The following is a 16,853-nucleotide window of genomic DNA, read 5'->3' as shown; positions in this document are numbered from 1 at the left end:
TCCACGCCATGCGTGGATGCGCCACAGATGGATGCGCCACAAACAAAAACCCCGCCTTCCGGCGGGGTTCTGTTTTTTCATCAACACCGAGCGATCAATGCCCGCCGGCAGACGCCGCACCCGCACCTGCACCGAACGGCGGCTTGGCCAGCCACAGGAACGCGATGATCGCCAGGAACGTCCAGCCCAGCAGGTAAAAGATGTCGTTGAACGCCATCTGCGAGGCCTGGTGGTTGATCATGTTGTTGAGCACCGCCGCGCCATGCTGCAGGTCACCCTGCCCCATCGCGGTCACCTGGTCCTGCATGCCCGGCTGGTAGGCCGAGATGTGTTCGGTCAGGTCGGCATGGTGCACCTGGGTCCGTCGTGCCCACAGCCAGGTGGTCAGCGATGCGGCGAAGCTGCCGCCCAGCGTACGCAGGAACGTGGCCAGGCCCGAGCCGGCAGCGATTTCACGGCCATCCAGATCCGACAGCAGGATCTGCAGCACCGGCATGAAGAACAACGCCACGCCAATACCCATGATCAGCTGTACGCCAGCCACGTGCGCGTAGTCCACCTGAAGGTTGAAGTCCGACCGCATGAAGCTGGTGAATGACAGGAACACGAAGGCGAACGAGGCGATCATGCGCATGTCGAAGCGCGACGCATACTTGCCCACGAACGGCGTCATGATCACCGGCAGGATGCCGATCGGCGCCGTCGCCAGGCCCGCCCAGATGGCGGTGTAGCCCATGTCACGCTGCAGCCACTGCGGAATCAGCAGCGACACGCTGAAGAACGCCGCGTAGGCCACCACCATCGCCAGCGTACCGGCGCGGAAGTTGCGGTGGCGGAACAGCTTCAGGTCGACGATGGGGTCCTTGTCGGTCAGTTCCCAGATCAGGAACACCGCCAGGGCCACCACCGCGACACAGGCCAGCACCACGATCTTCGTCGAGGAGAACCAGTCTTCGTCGTTGCCCAGGTCGAGCACCAGCTGCAATGCGCCCACGCCGATCACCAGGGTGATCAGGCCGACGTAATCCATCTTCGGCTTTTCAATCTGCTCCGGGCGCCCCTTCAGCTGGTTACCCACCACCAGCGCGGCGAACACGCCGAGCGGCACGTTGATCAGGAAGATCCATTCCCAGCTGTAGTTGTCGGTGATCCAGCCACCGAGGATGGGCCCGCAGATGGGCGCCACCACGGTGATCATCGCCAGCAGCGCCAGCGCCTGCCCTCGTTTCTCGCGTGGGTAGATCGATACCAGCAGCGACTGGGTGATCGGGTACATCGGCCCGGCCACGAAACCCTGCAGCGCGCGCGACAGCACCAGCATGCCCATGCTCTGGGCCAGGCCGCACAGCAGCGAGGTGATGACGAAGGCCAGGGTGGCCCAGATGAACAGCTTGCGTTCGCCGAAGCGACGGCTGAGCCAGCCGGTCAGCGGCAGCGCGATGGCCGTGCTGACCGCGAACGAGGTGATGACCCAGGTCGCCTGCTGCGAACTGGCGCCGAGATTACCGGCGATGGTCGGCAGCGAGACGTTGGCGATGGTGGTGTCGAGCACCTGCATGAACGAGGCCATCGCCAGGCCGACGGTGCACAGGGCCACGCTGGGCGGCAGAAACCCGGAGGCCGCACCCGGCGCCGCCGGTGCGCCCGGAGTGCCGGGCGCAGCTGGAGCTTGTGCGGACATGGCGACCTCAGCCCACCTTCGCCGGCAGGTTGCCTTCGATGATCGTGTGGATCACCTCGTCGGCATCATGCAGCTGCTTGGCGTACACGTCGGTGTCGAACACCGTGCCCTTGGCGGCGGCGGTCGGCAGCACTTCGCCCTTCTGGTCGCGCAGGCTCACTTCGGCCTTCATCGACAGGCCGATGCGCAGCGGGTGTTCGGCCAGCTGCTTGGCATCGATGGCGATGCGCACCGGCACGCGCTGCACGATCTTGATCCAGTTGCCGCTGGCATTCTGCGCCGGCAGCAGCGAGAACGCCGAACCCGTGCCAAGGCCCAGGCTTTCGATGCGGCCCTTGAACTTCACGTCACCGGCGTAGAGGTCCGACTTCAGCTCGACTTCCTGGCCCAGGCGCATGTGGCGCAGCTGGGTTTCCTTGAAGTTGGCTTCCACCCACATCTGTTCGGTCGGCACCACGGCCATCAGGGCATTGCCCGGCTGCACGCGCTGGCCCACCTGCACCGAACGGCGGGCGACATACCCGGTGACCGGCGCGACGATGCCGGCGCGGGCGTTGTTGAGGAACGCCTGGCGCAGCTGCGCGGCGGCAGCCAGCACGTCCGGCTGGGTGGCGATGACGGTGTCATCGACCAGGGCGCGGTTGCGTTCGACGGTCTCGCGCGAACCGGCCACCGCCGCTTCGGCAGCCGCCAGTTCGTCGCGGGCGTGGGCCAGTTCTTCGTTGGAGATGGCGCCGGTGGCAGCCAGATCCTTGCGGCGGGCGAAATCGTCGCGCACGCGTTTCAGGGTCACCTGGCGGGCATTCAAGTCAGCCTGCGCACCCTCCACGCTGCGGTACAGGCCGCGGGTCTGGCGCACGGTCTTGGCCAGGTTTGCTTCGGCCTGCTGCAGGGCGACGGTGGTATCGGCCGGGTCCAGCTGCACCAGCAGCTGGCCGCGCTCGACGCGCATGCCGTCATCCACATTGATGGCGACCACGGTACCGGCCACCAGCGGGGTGATCTGCACCTGGTTGCCCTGCACGTAGGCATCGTCGGTTTCTTCAAACCAACGGCCGAACATGAAGTACCACAGCGCGAGTGCGGCAAGCAGCAGCACGACGATGACGAACAGGCCGCGCAGCAGGTTGCCGCGGCGGTTGGAGGCGGCCGGGGCCGCAGTGTCTTGGGTCTGGCTCATGGCGTGGGTCTTCAGGAATGCGAGGAATCGGAATGGGAGGCGAGCGGTGCGGCGTCGGCGTCAGTGGGCTGGAAGCCACCGCCGAGGGCCTTGCTCAGGCGCACCGAGGTCTGCACCTGCTGCGACTGCAGGCCGGCCAGCTGCTGTTGCGACTGCAGCAGGATGGACTGCGCACTGAGCACGTCCAGGTAACTGCCGATGCCGGCGCGGTAACGCTGCTGGGCCAGATCGAAGGCCGCGCGGGCGGTATCCACTGCCTGCTGCTGGGCCTGTGCCTGCTGCGCCAGCGAACGCACCGCGTTGACCTGGTCGGCCACGTCGCGCAGCGCGTCCAGCACGGCCTGGTTGTAGTTGGCCACCGCCAGGTCGTACTGCGCGTCGGTGTTGTCCAGATTGGCGCGCAGCTTGCCGCCCTCGAAGATCGGCAGGCTTAGGGCCGGACCGATGTAGGCGAAGGTGGAACTGCTCTTCAGCAGGTCGCCGACGTTCGGAGCGACCACGCCGGCCAGCGCGGTCAGGTTGAAGCTGGGGTAGAACTTCGTCTTGGCGACCTTGATCTGCTTCTCGGCCGCTTCAACACGCCAGCGCGCGGCAACGATGTCCGGGCGACGGCCAAGCAGTTCACTCGGCAGCACGCCCGGCAGCTGCAGGGCCAGCGGGTTCAGCGCCTGCGGGCGCTCGATCGACAGGCCACGGTCCGGGCCCTTGCCGACCAGCGCGGCCAATGCAGTGCGGGCAGCGTCGATACGCTGCTGTGCGGCCAGCAGCTGCTGCTGCGCGGCCGGCACGCGGGCCTCGGCCTGGCGCACCTGCAGGTCACTGTCGATGCCGGCGCTGCGGCGCTGGCGGGTCAGTTCCAGCGACTTCTGCGAACGCGCCAGTTCTTCCTCGGCCACGTCGTTGAGCTGCCAGGCATAGGCCAGGTCGGTGTAGGCCTGGGCAATACCCGTGGACAGGTTCAGGCGCGCGGCCTGCGCATCCACGGTGGCGGCATGGGCGCCATCCACCGCCGCTTCCCAGGCGGCACGCTTGCCGCCCCACAGGTCGATGCCGTAGCTGAAATCGAAGGCGACCTGGCTGCTGCCGGCGTAGTGCCCGCCCGTCTCGTCACCGAGCATGGATTCGGGCAGGCGCAGGCCGGTATAGCCGCCGGACACCGACAGGCTGGGCAGGCGGTCGGCGCGTGCGGTGCCCACCTGCGACTGGGCCTGGCGCAGGCGCGCATCGGCCGCGTCCAGGCTCGGGTGGCCGGCCAGGCCTTCGCTGATGAGGGCATCGAGCTGGGCATCGCCCAGCGCCTTCCACCAGTCCTGGGCCGGGAAGCCGGTGGCGCTCAGGTCGCTGTCGGCCAGGGTGCGTTCGCTGTGCAGGCTGTCCACGTCGAGCACGTGGCCCTGCGGGTTCAGGCCGCGGCTGCTGGCGCAGGCGGCCAGGGCCAGGGCCAGCGCTGAAACCAGCAGCGCGCGCCCGGACCGGCGGAGAGTGGGATACGGGATCGGGTTCATGGGGTCGTCAGGGAATCGCGGATTCGGGTCAGGAGGGACAGCAGCAGCGTGCGCTCGTCGGCGGACAGGTCGCGCAGGGCGAAATCCATCACCGCGTCGCCGCGCTTCTGCAGCCGCGCCCACAGGGCACGGCCTTCATCGGTCAGCACGATCTGCAGGGCCCGCCGGTCCTGGCTGTGCGGCTCGCGACGCACGCAGCCCAGCGCTTCCAGCTTGTCGAGCAGGCGGGTGACCGCGCTGGGCACCTGGTCGATGGCCTGGGCCAGTTCGTTGGCGGTGCACGGCGCCATGCGGGCCAGCAGCTTCAGGCCGATGTAATGGGTGAAGCCGATGCCGAGGTCTTCCTCGGCCATGGACGCATCGAGCTGGCGGACCAGGCCGTCGCGCACCTGGCGCAGCAGCAGGCCGAAGCTGGGGGGGTTGGAGGACGGACAGATCATGGGGGAGCATTTTCTTCCAAAAAAAATATTTCTCAATGGAAATATTCGATCTGGCATCGAATGCTGTGTTGCAGCAATGGGCTCGATCAGTGAGGACGCTACCTTAATGGCGCCCGGAACTGGCCCGGTAGTACAATTCAGCCAATGAATGTCACATTCAAGCCAGCCCCACCGATCGTAACGGCCGGTGAACCGGGGCCACCGACCCTGCTGCGTGAGGTCGCCATGGACTGGTTCGAGCGCAACGACGGCCCGCCGGTCATCGGATTCCGCTTCGACAGCCCGCAGGGCCTGGCCCGCGAGGTGGACTGGCACCACCACGCCCGCGCCCAGCTGATCTACGTCGAGCGCGGCCTGCTGACCACCCGCACATCGCACGGCACCTGGTCGCTGGCCCCGGGCTCGGCGGGCTGGATGCCGCCCCTGGAGCCGCACACCGTCAGCCTGGACGGGCCGATGCGCGGCTGGGGCATGGCGCTGGCCGGGCCGGCCTGTGCCGACCTGCCCGCCGACCCCTGCGTGCTGGGCCTGTCCAAGCTGGCCCAGGCCGTGGCCGAACGCATCTGCGAATGGCCGCTCGACGACGCCCTCAGCGAGGACCGCGCGCACATCATCAGCGTGATGTGCGATGAGATCCGCACCGCGCCACGCCAGCGCATGCACCTGCCGATGCCGCGCGACCGCCGCCTGCTGAAGATCGCCTCGCAGCTGCTGGCCGAGCCCGCCGACGAGCGCAGCCTGGCCGAATGGGCGCACTGGGCCGGGCTGTCGCCGCGCAGCCTTACCCGCCACTTCCGCGACGAGACCACCCTCAGCTTCGCCCAGTGGCGGCAGCAGGCCCGGCTGGCCGAGGCCCTGCGCCAGCTCAGCGAAGGCCGCAGCGTGGCCGACATCGCCCATGCGCTGGGCTTCAGCAGCGCCAGCGCCTTCGTCACCGTGTTCCGCCGCCACTTCGGCCTGCCGCCCGGGCGCTACCTGGCGCGGGTCGGCCATGGCCTGGAACCGGGGCTGGATCCGGCACGTGGCTTGGCATCCCCCGCCGCATCCGGATAATCAGTGCATTGAGAGCGCAGACCGCCGTCCTCGCCTCCCGACATAGGTAACAACGCCGCATGACCGAACCTGCCCGCCCCGTGTTCCACGGTTTTGAACAACTGCCGCTGCGCGAGTACGCCGAACGCGCCTACCTCGACTATTCGATGTACGTGGTGCTCGACCGCGCCCTGCCGTTCATCGGCGACGGTCTGAAGCCGGTGCAGCGCCGCATCATCTATTCGATGAGCGAGCTGGGCCTGAATGCCGCGTCCAAGCCGAAGAAGTCCGCGCGCACCGTCGGTGACGTGATCGGTAAGTACCACCCCCATGGCGACAGCGCGTGCTACGAGGCGCTGGTGCTGATGGCCCAGCCGTTCTCCTACCGCTACCCGCTGATCGAGGGCCAGGGCAACTTCGGCTCCAGTGACGACCCGAAGTCGTTCGCGGCGATGCGCTACACCGAATCCAAGCTGACCCCGATCGCCGAAGTGCTGCTGGGCGAACTGGGCCAGGGCACCACCGACTGGGCGCCGAACTTCGACGGCACCCTGCAGGAGCCCACCTGGATGCCGGCGCGCCTGCCGCATCTGCTGCTGAACGGCACCACCGGCATCGCCGTGGGCATGGCCACCGACGTGCCCCCGCACAACCTCAACGAGATCGTCAGCGCCCTGCTGCACCTGCTGGACGATCCCGATGCCAGCGTGCGCGACCTGTGCGAGCACGTGAAGGGTCCGGACTACCCGTCCACGGCCGAGATCATCACCTCGGCCAACGACCTGCGCACGATGTACGAGACCGGCAACGGCAGCGTGCGGGCGCGTGCCACCTTCACCAAGGAAGCGAACAACGTGGTGGTCACCGCGCTGCCGTTCCAGGTGTCGCCGTCCAAGGTGATCGAGCAGATCGCCGCGCAGATGCGCGCCAAGAAGCTGCCGTGGCTGGAAGACGTGCGCGATGAATCCGACCACGCCAACCCGGTGCGCGTGGTGCTGGTGCCGCGTTCCAACCGCGTCGACGCCGACCAGCTGATGGGCCACCTGTTCGCCACCACGGACATGGAGCGCAGCTACCGCGTCAACCTCAACGTGATCGGGCTGGATGGCCGTCCGCAGGTGAAGAACCTGAAGATGCTGCTCAGCGAATGGCTGGCGTTCCGCAGCAGCACCGTCACCCGCCGCCTGCAGCACCGCCTGCAGAAGGTCGAGCGCCGCCTGCACCTGTTGGAAGGCCTGCTGGTCGCGTTCCTCAACCTGGACGAGGTGATCCACATCATCCGTACCGAGGACGAACCGAAGGCGGCACTGATCGCGCGCTTCGGTCTGTCCGAAGACCAGGCTGACTACATCCTGGAAACCAAGCTGAAGCAGCTGGCCCGACTGGAAGAGATGAAGATCCGTGGCGAGCAGGACGAGCTGGCCAAGGAACGCGAGAAGATTCTCGGCATCCTCGACAGCAAGGCCAAGCTGAAAAAGCTGATCCGCGACGAACTGACCGCCGACGCGAAGAAGTTCGGCGACGCACGCCGCTCGCCGCTGGTGCAGCGCCAGGCGGCGCAGGCCATCGACGAGACCGAGCTGGTGCCGAGCGAGCCGATGACCGTCGTGCTGTCGGAGAAGGGCTGGATCCGCGCGGCCAAGGGCCACGACATCGATGCCTCCACCCTGTCCTACCGCGATGGTGATGCCCTGCAGGGTTCGGTGCGCGCACGCAGCACCCAGCAGGTCGCGTTCCTGGACAGCGAAGGCCGCGCCTACTCGACGCCCGTGCATACCCTGCCCTCCGCGCGCGGCAATGGCGAACCGCTGACCGGCCGCTTCTCGCCGGCACCGGGCACCAGCTTCGTGACCCTGGCCAGTGCCGAACCAGATGCCCGTTTCGTGCTGGCCTCCAGCCACGGCTACGGCTTCGTCACCCGCTTCGAGAACCTGATCGGCCGCAACAAGGCTGGCAAGGCGATGTTGAACCTGTCGTCCGGCTCCTCGGTGCTGACCCCGTCGGCGGTGGCCAACGTGGCGACCGACCGCATCGTGGCGGTAACCAGCTCGGGCAACCTGCTGGCCATTGCCGCCAATGACCTGCCGGAACTGGACAAGGGCAAGGGCAACAAGATCATCGAGATCCCCAAGGCCAAGCTGGCCACCGAGCGGGTTGTGGCGATCGTGGCCATCAGTCCGGGCCAGACCCTGCAGGTGCGCAGCGGCCAGCGCACCATGGGCCTGAAGTTCAACGAGCTCGACGCCTACCTCGGCGCCCGCGCCACCCGCGGCCACCTGCTGCCGCGTGGCTGGCAGAAGGTCGAAGGGTTGTCGGTGGAGTAACGCACGCGGGGTCGCCGCCTTGGTAGGTGTCAACCTTGGTTGACACGCTTTGGCGGACGCCAGACACGAAAAAGCCGGGGGATTCCCCGGCTTTTTCGTGTGTCGGCTGGCGGGCGGTGGAGCGGCTGGCTGGCGAAGGCTGGCGCGCGGTGCTCCGGTGCTGGCGGGCGACGTTGCTTGGTGCGTCTGGTGTTGCGCTTCTGGTGTTGCGCTTCTGGTAGAGCCGACCGCTGGTCGGCTGCTTTGCTTCTGGTAGAGCCGACCGTTGGTCGGCTGCTTTGCTTCTGGTAGAGCCGACCGTTGGTCGGCTGTTTTGCTTCTGGTAGAGCCGACCGCTGGTCGGCTGCTTCTTTCGGAGCAGCCGACCAGCGGTCGGCTCTACCGCATGGCAGCCGACCAACGGTCGGCTCTACCGCATGGCAGCCGACTGACAGTCGGCTCTACCGAATGACAGCCGACTGGCAGTCGGCTCTACCGGAAGGCAGCCGACCAACGGTCGGCTCTACCCAAGCGGGGCGTCGGCTCAGTGCGCCGGGGCGCCGTTGCCGTCGATCTTGCTCAGCTGGTACAGCTCCAGGCCGAGGCGCTTGATCAGGCCCAGCTGCTGCTCCAGCCACCAGGCGTGGTCTTCCTCGGTGTCCTTCAACTGCGCCAGCAGCATGTCGCGGCTCACGTAGTCGCCCTTCTCTTCGCACAGCTTCATGCCGGCGGCGAGATTGTTCCGGACGGCGTATTCAGTATCGAGATCCTTCTGCAGCATCTCTTCCACGGTCTTCCCCGGCTCGGTGGCATGCGGGCGCATGTCCGGGTCGCCGCCCAGGAACAGGATGCGGCGCAGCAGCGCGTCGGCGTGCTGGGTTTCCTCTTCCATCTCGTGGTTCAGGCGTTCGTACAGCGCGAACAGGCCCTGGTCCTCGTAGCGGCGGGAATGGATGAAGTACTGGTCACGGGCAGCAAGCTCGCCGCGCAGCAGTTCCTTCAGGCAGGCGATGACGTCCGGGTTGCCTTTCATGGGGGTGCTCCTGTGGATCGATGCGGCATAGGGTGCCGCATTTCAAAAGACGGTGATCTAATCGGAATCACTCGCAGTTGCGCCTGCGGCTACACTCCCCCCCACGACTCCCGGAAGGACCTGGAATGCGACGTACCTGGCGCTGGATACTGGCTCTGCTCATCGCCATGGTGCTGGCCATCGCACTGGTCCTGTGGCTGCTGCTGCGCGGCAGCCTGGCTGAACTGGACGGGGAACACGCCCTGCCCGGCCTGGCGGCGCCGGTCACCGTTGAACGTGATGCGCTGGGCGTGGTCACCGTGACCGCCAGCAGTGAAGCCGATGCCATGCGCGCACTCGGGCATGTGCACGCGCAGGAACGCTTCTTCGAGATGGACCTGATGCGCCGCAGCGCTTCCGGCGAACTCTCGGCGCTGTTCGGGCCGGTGGCCATCGACGCTGACAAGCGCATGCGCGTGCATCGGCTGCGCGCGCGTACCGAGGCGCACCTGGACGTTGCGCTGGGAGACAACCCGCAGGCCGTGCGCGCGTACGTGGAGGGCGTCAACGAAGGCCTCGCCGATCTGTCCGTACGACCCTGGGCCTATCTGCTGCTGAGGCAGTCGCCGACGGCCTGGCAGGCCAGCGACAGCGTGCTGGCCGGGCTCGCCATGTACGCCGACCTGCAGGATCCAGCCAACCAGAACGAGCTGGCCCTGAGCCGTATCCGCAATGGGGTGCCGCCAGCCCTGTATGCACTGCTGGCCCACGACGGCTCTCGCTGGGATGCCCCGCTGCAGGGCGCACCGCGCGGTGACGCGGTGCTGCCCGATGCCGCACAGCTTGACCTGCGCACACTGGCCGCCGCCCCGGTGACGCCTGCGGCTGACGCCGATGCGGTCGGCAGCAACAACTTCGCGGTGGCCGGTGCGCTGACCGCGGACGGCCGCGCCATCGTCGCCGACGACATGCACCTGGGCCTGCGTGCGCCCAGCCTCTGGTTCCGCGTGCGCCTGCGCTACCCGGACCCGAAGGCACCGGGTGGGCAGGTCGACGTCAGTGGCTTCTCGCTGCCAGGCGTTCCGGCGGTCATCGTCGGCAGCAACGGGCATGTGGCCTGGGGCTTCACCAACAGCTACATCGACACCGCCGATTTCCGCCGAGAACCGGCCAACGCCGCCGTGACCGTGCACGAAGAGCACATCGCGGTGGCCGGCCAGCCCGACGTCGTGTTCCCCGTGCGCGAAACCGCCTGGGGGCCGATCCTGCACGCCCATGCCGACGGCAGCGGCGACGCCCTGCGCTGGGTCGCGCACCTGCCCGGCGCCGTGCGCATGGACTTTGCCGACATGGCCCGTGCCGGTGACCTCGACCAGGCGCTGGCAACCGCCGACCACGCCGGCATACCCGCGCAGAATCTGGTGGTGGGCGACCGCAGCGGCCGCATTGCCTGGCGGCTGGTGGGTGCGCGACCGGACCGCGGCGCGGGCTGCGTGCCGCAGGGCTTCAACACGCTGCAGAACCAGACGGACTGCGCACCGTGGCCGATCCGCAGCGATGCCGCACCGGCCCTGATCGACCCGCCGGGCCAGCGCCTGTGGACCGCCAACAGCCGCGTCGTCGACGATGCCACCCTGACCGTGGTCGGCAATGCCGGCTACGATCTGGGCGCGCGTGGGCAGCAGATCCGCGACCTGCTGGCCACCCAGGACCGCTTCGATGAACACGACCTGCTGGCGATCCAGCTGGACGACCGCGCGGTGTTCCTGCAGCGCTGGTGGGTGCTGCTGCAGGAGACTGCCCGGCACAGCGACGCGCCCGCGCTGAAGCGTCTGGCAGCGGCCAGCGAACACTGGGATGGACGCGCATCTACCCAGTCCACCAGCTACCGGATCGTGCGCGGGTTCCGCGGCGAAGTACTTGATGCCATCGAGAGCGCGCTGCTGGCGCCGGCCCAGGCGCGCCTGGGGGCTGACTACCTGCCGCCCCGGCTTGCACAGCTGGAAGGCGTGGTCTGGCCGCTGCTGGAACAGCGCCCGGACAACCTGCTGCCGCCGGGCGTGGACAGCTGGGATGCGCTGCTGGCCGCTGCCGCACAGAAGCTGGACGCCGACCTTGGCACGCAGGGCCCGCTGCAGCAGCGCACCTGGGGCGAGCGCAACGTCGCCGACATCTGCCATCCCGTCGCCCGCGCCCTGCCCGCCTTCACTCGCCGCTGGCTGTGCATGCCGGCCGATCCATTGCCGGGTGACCGTGACATGCCGCGCGTGCAGGGGCCGAGCTTCGGCGCCTCGCAGCGCATGGTGGTTTCACCGGGCCACGAAGCCGACGGCATCGTGCACATGCCCGGCGGGCAGAGCGGCCACCCGCTCTCGCCGTACTGGGGCGCCGGCCATGAGGACTGGGTGCACGGCCGCCCGACACCGTTCCTGCCGGGCACGTCCCAGCACGTGATGACGCTGGTCCCAGCGCGCTGATGATCGGGGTCAGATCCCTTTCCCTTGGGAAAGGGATCTGACCCCATCACAAAGCATGCCGGCCAGCGGCCGGCACTACCGTTGGGCCCCGCGATGAATCCACGCGGCGCGCTCGACGGGCATGGCCCGGTCCCAGCAAGGTAGTGCCGACCGCTGGCCGGCACCTCATGATGCTCGACGCATCCGCGCGGCCTACCGGGTCACGCCCGGCGCCGCTCGATCAGGTTCAGCAGCGGCCCGGTCATCGCGGTGGTCACCAGCGCCATGATCACCAGCACCGCAAACAGGCGGTCACCCAGCAGGCCCAGTTCGTAGCCCAGATTGAGCACGATCAGCTCCATCAGGCCCCGGGTGTTCATCAACGCCCCCAGCCGCCAGGCCTCGCGGCTTGCCATCCCGCTGCTGCGCGCGGCACTCCAGGTGCCCAGCAGCTTGCCGGCCGTGGCTACCGCAATCACCACCACGCACAGCAGGAAGTCGCTGGCCTGCAATGCATCGGCGCGCATGCGCAGCCCGGTCATGGCAAAGAACAACGGCAGCAGCAGGGTCACGGCGAAGGGCTCGACCCTGGCCATCAGCAGGTGGCGCAGCTGCGCGTTCGATGACACCGCCACGCCTGCCGCGAACGCGCCGAACAGCGCGTGGATGCCCAGCACTTCGGTCACCAGTGCGCTGGCCAGCGACAGCAGCAGGATGCCCAGCAGCCAGCGGCCCTCCTGGCCCTCCGCGATCTGCTGCCGCGCGAACCATGGCTTGACCGCGCCCAGCATCAACGCAATGAACAGCACCACGCAGACCAGGTTGAGGCTGGCCGACAACCAGCCGGTGGCCTGCGCGGCGGCGACGATCAGCGCCAGCAGGCACCACGCCGTGGCATCGCCCAGCGCCGCGCAGGCGATGGAGGTCTGCCCCAGCGGCGTCTGGGTGATGCCGCGGTCGGCCAGGATGCGCAGCAGCACCGGGAACGCGGTGATGCTCATGGAAATGCCGACGAACAGCGCGAACGCCGTGAAGCCCACGCCCTGCGGCCCGTGCGCCGGGTACAACCAGACGGCCAGGCCGACACCCAGCACGAAGGGCACGGCGATGCCGGCATGGCTGACGGTGAAGGCGAATCTGCGGCGACCACGCAACGCGCCGAGATCGAGTTCGGCGCCGGCCACCAGCAGGAACATCAGTACGCCCAGCTGGCTGAGCATGCCCAGCGGCCCCAGCGAAGCGGCCGGGAACAACAGCCCGTGCAGGTGCGGCAGCAGGCCGCCCAGCACCAGCGGGCCCATCATCAGGCCAGCGGCCATTTCGCCGATCACCGCCGGCTGGCCGAATCGCTTCAGCAGTGCGCCTGCGCCCTTGGCCACCAGCAGCAGCACCAGCAACTGCAGCAGGAACAGGCCCAGCGGCGAGGACAGGTGGTGGGCCCAGTCACTGCCAACCGCCTTCTCTGCCCGCGCGGCGGCGGCGGACGGTACGCCCGGGCCGGCGTAGCGCGCCAGGGCCAGGCCGATCGCCAACGGAACCCCGGCCCAGGCCAGGTAACGCCATCCCCACTTCGTCGGCGCCACGCTGCCTCCGGTCTGTACGTCCATGAACATTCCCCAATGTGCAGGGGCCGATGATACAAAAAGGGGACGGAGGGGATCATGTCGTTTGTTCCTGAACGACTTGATCCCCTCCGCCCCCTTTTTTGGGCTCAGGCCAGGGCCTGCTCGTGAACACCGGCGATGGCGCGGCCCGACGGGTCGGCGGCGGCGGCGAAGCTGGCATCCCAGGCAATGGCGGCCGGCGAGGAACAGGCGATCGACTTGCCCCCCGGCACGGTTTCGGCCGCGGCACGGCTCGGGAAGAACTGCTCGAACAGATGGCGGTAGTAGTACGCCTCCTTGGTCTGCGGCGGGTTGTGCGGGAAGCGCTTGTCCGCTGCGGCCAGCACGCGGTCGTTCACCTGCGCTTCGGCATGCGCCTTCAGGCCATCGATCCAGCCGTAGCCGACGCCATCACTGAACTGCTCCTTCTGCCGCCACAGGATGCTGTCGGGCAGGTAGCCATCGAATGCCTCGCGCAGCACCGCTTTTTCGATGCGGCGGCCGCCGAAGCCGGCACCGACCATCTTGTGTGCGGCATCGAAACGCATGGCCACATCGAGGAACTCGCGGTCCAGGAACGGCACGCGCGGCTCTACGCCCCAGGCCATCATCGACTTGTTGGCGCGCAGGCAATCGTAGTTGTGCAGGGCGTCGAGCTTGCGCACCAGTTCCTGGTGGAATTCGCGCGCATCCGGCGCCTTGTGGAAGTACAGGTAGCCACCGAAGATCTCGTCGCTGCCCTCGCCGGACAGCACCATCTTCACGCCCATGGCCTTGATCCGGCGCGCCAGCAGGAACATGGGCGTGGACGCACGGATGGTGGTGACGTCGTAGGTCTCGATGTGGCGGATCACTTCCGGCAGCACATCCAGGCCTTCCTCGAAGCTGTACTCGAAGCCGTGGTGGACGGTTCCCAGTGCCTCTGCGGCAACGGCCGCGGCGGCCAGGTCCGGCGAGCCCTTCAGGCCGATTGCGAAGGAGTGCAGGCGCGGCCACCAGGCTTCGCTCTGCCCACCATCCTCGATGCGGCGACGGGCATAGCGCGCGGCCACCGCGGCCACCAGGGACGAATCGAGGCCACCGGAGAGGAGCACGCCGTAAGGCACGTCACTCATCAGCTGGCGTTCGACGGCCTGCTCGAACGCCTGCCGCAGTTCGGCCAGATCGGCCTGGCGCCCTTCCACGTCGGCGTACTCGCGCCACGGCTGCTGGTAGTAGCGCACCAGCTCACCGCTGGCGCTGTCGTAGTAGTGGCCCGGCGGGAACTGGGCGACGTCGGCGCAGGAATCGACCAGCGCCTTCATTTCCGAGGCGACGCGCAGGCGCCCCTGTGCATCGTGGCCCCAGTACAGCGGCACCACGCCGATCGGATCGCGGGCGACCAGCACGCGGCCGGCAGCGCGGTCCCACAGGGCGAAAGCGAAGATGCCGTTGAGCTGTTCAAGCCACTGCGAAGGTGCACCGCCCTGGCGGTACAGCGCGTTGATCACCTCGCAGTCCGAACCGGTCTGAAAGTCGTAGGCGGTGGTCAGCGCGGCCTTCAGCGCCTGGTGGTTGTAGATCTCACCGTTGACCGCCAGCGCCAGCTGGCCATCGGCCGACAGCAGCGGCTGAGAGCCACCGGCCGGGTCGACGATGGCCAGGCGCTCATGGACCAGCAGCGCGCCTTCGTCCAGGTACACGCCGCTCCAGTCCGGCCCGCGGTGACGCTGCCGCTGCGACAGTTCCAGCGCGTGGCGACGCAGGGCGGGAAGATCGTCACCGGCCTGAAGGCCGAAGATTCCGAAGATCGAACACATGGGTGGCGCTCCTGTTGTGGGGATTTACACGGGGGGAAGGTGTTCGACCGGCCAACCTGGCCCGGGAGGGCTGCGCCCGGGCACAAAAAAACCCGCATCGGCCGATGCGGGTTTTCTGGTGTCCGGGCGTATGGTGCTGTCTATCTACCCAGGGCGCAGTCCCGCATCGGCCGCGCACGATTATTCGCGCGCAGATTATTGCGGTTGGTGTTGTTGACGGCGGTGGCCAGGCGGATCGACATGGGATTGAAGCTAACCCGCTTTCTGCAGCCGTGCAACAGTTGCGTTGGCAACCAGCCAGAGGCGTGCCGACCAACGGTCGACACCTACCAGTCGGCACCTACCGTTACACCAGCAGGCGCTCCACCAGCCGCTGGTACAGCCCAGGCAGGGCTTCCAGCTCGTCCACGCGCACGTTCTCATCCACCTGGTGGATGCTGGCGTTGACCGGCCCCACTTCGATGCACTGCGCGCCCAGCGGTGCGATGAAGCGCGCATCGGAGGTACCGCCGCCGGTGCTTTCTTCCGGGGCGCGACCGATGTGCTCGGCCAGCACCGCGCGCGCCGCCGCACGCAGCGGACCTTCCGGGGTGTAGAACGGTTCGCCGCTGCGGTGCCACTTCAGCGTGTACTGCAGGCCGTGCCGCTCCAGCAGCGCGGTGATCTCCGCTTCCAGCTTCGGCGCATCCCAATGCGGGTTGTAGCGGATGTTGAAATCCACCTCCATCTCGCCGGGAATCACGTTGTTGGCACCCGTGCCGGCGTGGATGTTGGAGATCTGCAGGCTGGTCGGCGGGAAGCTCTCGAAGCCTTCGTCCCAGCGCCGTGCACTCAGTTCAGCCAAGGCCGGCGCCGCCTGATGGATCGGGTTGCGCGCCTTGTCCGGGTAGGCCACATGGCCCTGCACACCCTGCACGCGCAGCTTGGCCGACAGGCTGCCACGTCGGCCGACACGCAGCAGGTCACCCAGCGTCGCCGTCGAAGACGGCTCGCCGGTGATGCACCAGTCGATGCGCTGCCCGCGCTCGGCGAACAGGCGCGCGACATGGCGCACGCCGTCGATGGCATCGCCTTCCTCGTCGCTGGTCAACAGCACGGCCAGCGTGCCGGCATGGTCGGGATGCGCGGCCACGAACTGCTCGGCGGCGATGACGAACGCCGCCACGCTGCCCTTCATGTCCGCCGTGCCACGGCCATAGAGCACGCCGTCGCGGATCTGCGGGATGAACGGATCGCTCTGCCACGCCTCGCGCGGGCCCGGCGGTACCACGTCAGTGTGGCCCAGCAGCACCAGCACCGGTTCACCGCTGCCATGGGTGGCCCACAGGTTGTCGACCTCGCCCAGGCGCAGGTGGTCGCACTGGAACCCGGCCTGCTGCAGGCGCGCGGCCAGCAGCGCTTGGCAACCGGCATCGTCCGGCGTCACCGACGGCCGCGCGATCAGTTCGCAGGTCAGGTCGAGGACGGCGCTCACGCGCCGCCCACGCCGAAGCGCGCCTTGAAGCCGTTGTCACTGAATCCCTGGCTGACGGTGCCGTCGGCAGTCACCACCACCGGGCGCTTGATCAGCTGCGGGTACTCGCGCAGCAGCAGCTTCCACTCCGCATCCGAATCGGCGGCCTTGCGGTTGTCCGGCAACTGCCGCCAGGTGGTGGACGACCGGTTGACCATCGCACCCAGGCCACCCAGCTGCGCGGCCCACTCCAGCAGGGTTTCCGGGCTGGGCGTGTTGTCGCGGTAGTCAACGAAGGTGTACGCCACGCCGAAGCGGTCCAGCCACTTGGTCGCCTTCTTGCAGGTATCGCAGTTCTTCAGACCGTAGACAGTGGTGCTCATGCCGA

Annotated in this window: 12 protein-coding genes; 3 read left to right on the top strand and 9 right to left on the bottom strand. The window is 68.0% G+C overall.

Annotation, left to right across the window (positions count from 1 at the left end; all coding sequences use genetic code 11):
* Positions 1-94 precede the first annotated feature (94 nt).
* From emrB to C1924_RS06625, 4 genes are read right to left on the bottom strand one after another with little or no spacing between them, the layout of a single operon-like run.
* A complete protein-coding gene (emrB, locus tag C1924_RS06640; RefSeq protein ID WP_108764587.1) occupies positions 95-1,681 on the bottom strand; it encodes a multidrug efflux MFS transporter permease subunit EmrB in 1,587 nt (528 codons plus the stop codon).
* Between the two features lie 7 nt (positions 1,682-1,688).
* Entirely contained in the window at positions 1,689-2,861 is a 1,173-nt protein-coding gene (gene emrA / locus C1924_RS06635) for a multidrug efflux MFS transporter periplasmic adaptor subunit EmrA (protein ID WP_108764586.1), read from the bottom strand.
* Between the two features lie 11 nt (positions 2,862-2,872).
* Positions 2,873-4,366, bottom strand: a complete 1,494-nt coding sequence (gene emrC / locus C1924_RS06630; RefSeq protein ID WP_108764585.1) for a multidrug efflux transporter outer membrane subunit EmrC — start codon at positions 4,364-4,366, stop codon at positions 2,873-2,875.
* The gene (locus C1924_RS06625) at positions 4,363-4,806 is read right to left on the bottom strand and encodes a MarR family transcriptional regulator (protein ID WP_108746304.1); all 444 of its coding nucleotides are present in this window, start codon (positions 4,804-4,806) and stop codon (positions 4,363-4,365) included. The genes emrC and C1924_RS06625 overlap by 4 nt, the downstream gene beginning before the upstream one ends.
* Positions 4,807-4,950: 144 nt before the next feature.
* Here C1924_RS06625 and C1924_RS06620 point away from each other — a divergent pair, with 144 nt between their 5' ends.
* Complete coding sequence (locus C1924_RS06620) at positions 4,951-5,859, top strand: helix-turn-helix transcriptional regulator (protein ID WP_108764584.1); 909 nt, start codon at positions 4,951-4,953, stop codon at positions 5,857-5,859.
* Between the two features lie 59 nt (positions 5,860-5,918).
* A complete protein-coding gene (gene parC, locus C1924_RS06615) occupies positions 5,919-8,162 on the top strand; it encodes a DNA topoisomerase IV subunit A (RefSeq protein ID WP_108764583.1) in 2,244 nt (747 codons plus the stop codon).
* A 523-nt stretch (positions 8,163-8,685) separates the two neighbouring features.
* Here the strand turns inward: parC and bfr are convergent.
* The gene (bfr, locus tag C1924_RS06610; RefSeq protein WP_108764582.1) at positions 8,686-9,174 is read right to left on the bottom strand and encodes a bacterioferritin; all 489 of its coding nucleotides are present in this window, start codon (positions 9,172-9,174) and stop codon (positions 8,686-8,688) included.
* A gap of 125 nt (positions 9,175-9,299) precedes the next feature.
* Here bfr and C1924_RS06605 point away from each other — a divergent pair, with 125 nt between their 5' ends.
* A complete protein-coding gene (locus C1924_RS06605; RefSeq protein WP_108764581.1) occupies positions 9,300-11,630 on the top strand; it encodes a penicillin acylase family protein in 2,331 nt (776 codons plus the stop codon).
* Between the two features lie 200 nt (positions 11,631-11,830).
* Here the strand turns inward: C1924_RS06605 and C1924_RS06600 are convergent, their stop codons facing one another.
* From C1924_RS06600 to C1924_RS06585, 4 genes are all read right to left on the bottom strand, one after another.
* The gene (locus tag C1924_RS06600; protein WP_108764580.1) at positions 11,831-13,222 is read right to left on the bottom strand and encodes a cation:proton antiporter; all 1,392 of its coding nucleotides are present in this window, start codon (positions 13,220-13,222) and stop codon (positions 11,831-11,833) included.
* A 98-nt stretch (positions 13,223-13,320) separates the two neighbouring features.
* Positions 13,321-15,012 (bottom strand): asparagine synthase B, encoded by a 1,692-nt coding sequence (gene asnB / locus C1924_RS06595; RefSeq protein WP_108764579.1) that lies wholly within the window; start codon positions 15,010-15,012, stop codon positions 13,321-13,323.
* Between the two features lie 346 nt (positions 15,013-15,358).
* Positions 15,359-16,486: a succinyl-diaminopimelate desuccinylase gene (dapE, locus tag C1924_RS06590; RefSeq protein WP_108764578.1), complete on the bottom strand. Its 1,128-nt coding sequence runs from the start codon at positions 16,484-16,486 to the stop codon at positions 15,359-15,361.
* On the bottom strand, positions 16,483-16,848 hold the full coding sequence (locus C1924_RS06585; RefSeq protein WP_108764577.1) for an arsenate reductase: 366 nt from the start codon (positions 16,846-16,848) through the stop codon (positions 16,483-16,485). The genes dapE and C1924_RS06585 overlap by 4 nt, the downstream gene beginning before the upstream one ends.
* Between the last annotated feature and the right edge of the window lie 5 nt (positions 16,849-16,853).

Origin of the sequence: Stenotrophomonas sp. ESTM1D_MKCIP4_1 (assembly GCF_003086895.1) — a bacterium.
Taxonomy (GTDB): Bacteria; Pseudomonadota; Gammaproteobacteria; order Xanthomonadales; family Xanthomonadaceae; genus Stenotrophomonas.
The sequence above is the reverse complement of the archived record's forward strand: the minus strand, read 5'-3'. Positions and strand labels throughout refer to the sequence as shown.

Excerpts from the sequence above, each read along its gene's own strand:
- bfr (WP_108764582.1), bottom strand. The coding sequence starts at position 9,174 with ATGAAAGGCAACCCGGACGTCATCGCCTGCCTGAAGGAACTGCTGCGC.
- emrC (WP_108764585.1), bottom strand. The coding sequence starts at position 4,366 with ATGAACCCGATCCCGTATCCCACTCTCCGCCGGTCCGGGCGCGCGCTG.
- emrB (WP_108764587.1), bottom strand. The coding sequence starts at position 1,681 with ATGTCCGCACAAGCTCCAGCTGCGCCCGGCACTCCGGGCGCACCGGCG.
- C1924_RS06600 (WP_108764580.1), bottom strand. The coding sequence starts at position 13,222 with ATGTTCATGGACGTACAGACCGGAGGCAGCGTGGCGCCGACGAAGTGG.
- emrA (WP_108764586.1), bottom strand. The coding sequence starts at position 2,861 with ATGAGCCAGACCCAAGACACTGCGGCCCCGGCCGCCTCCAACCGCCGC.
- C1924_RS06620 (WP_108764584.1), top strand. The coding sequence starts at position 4,951 with ATGAATGTCACATTCAAGCCAGCCCCACCGATCGTAACGGCCGGTGAA.
- asnB (WP_108764579.1), bottom strand. The coding sequence starts at position 15,012 with ATGTGTTCGATCTTCGGAATCTTCGGCCTTCAGGCCGGTGACGATCTT.
- parC (WP_108764583.1), top strand. The coding sequence starts at position 5,919 with ATGACCGAACCTGCCCGCCCCGTGTTCCACGGTTTTGAACAACTGCCG.
- C1924_RS06605 (WP_108764581.1), top strand. The coding sequence starts at position 9,300 with ATGCGACGTACCTGGCGCTGGATACTGGCTCTGCTCATCGCCATGGTG.
- C1924_RS06585 (WP_108764577.1), bottom strand. The coding sequence starts at position 16,848 with ATGAGCACCACTGTCTACGGTCTGAAGAACTGCGATACCTGCAAGAAG.
- C1924_RS06625 (WP_108746304.1), bottom strand. The coding sequence starts at position 4,806 with ATGATCTGTCCGTCCTCCAACCCCCCCAGCTTCGGCCTGCTGCTGCGC.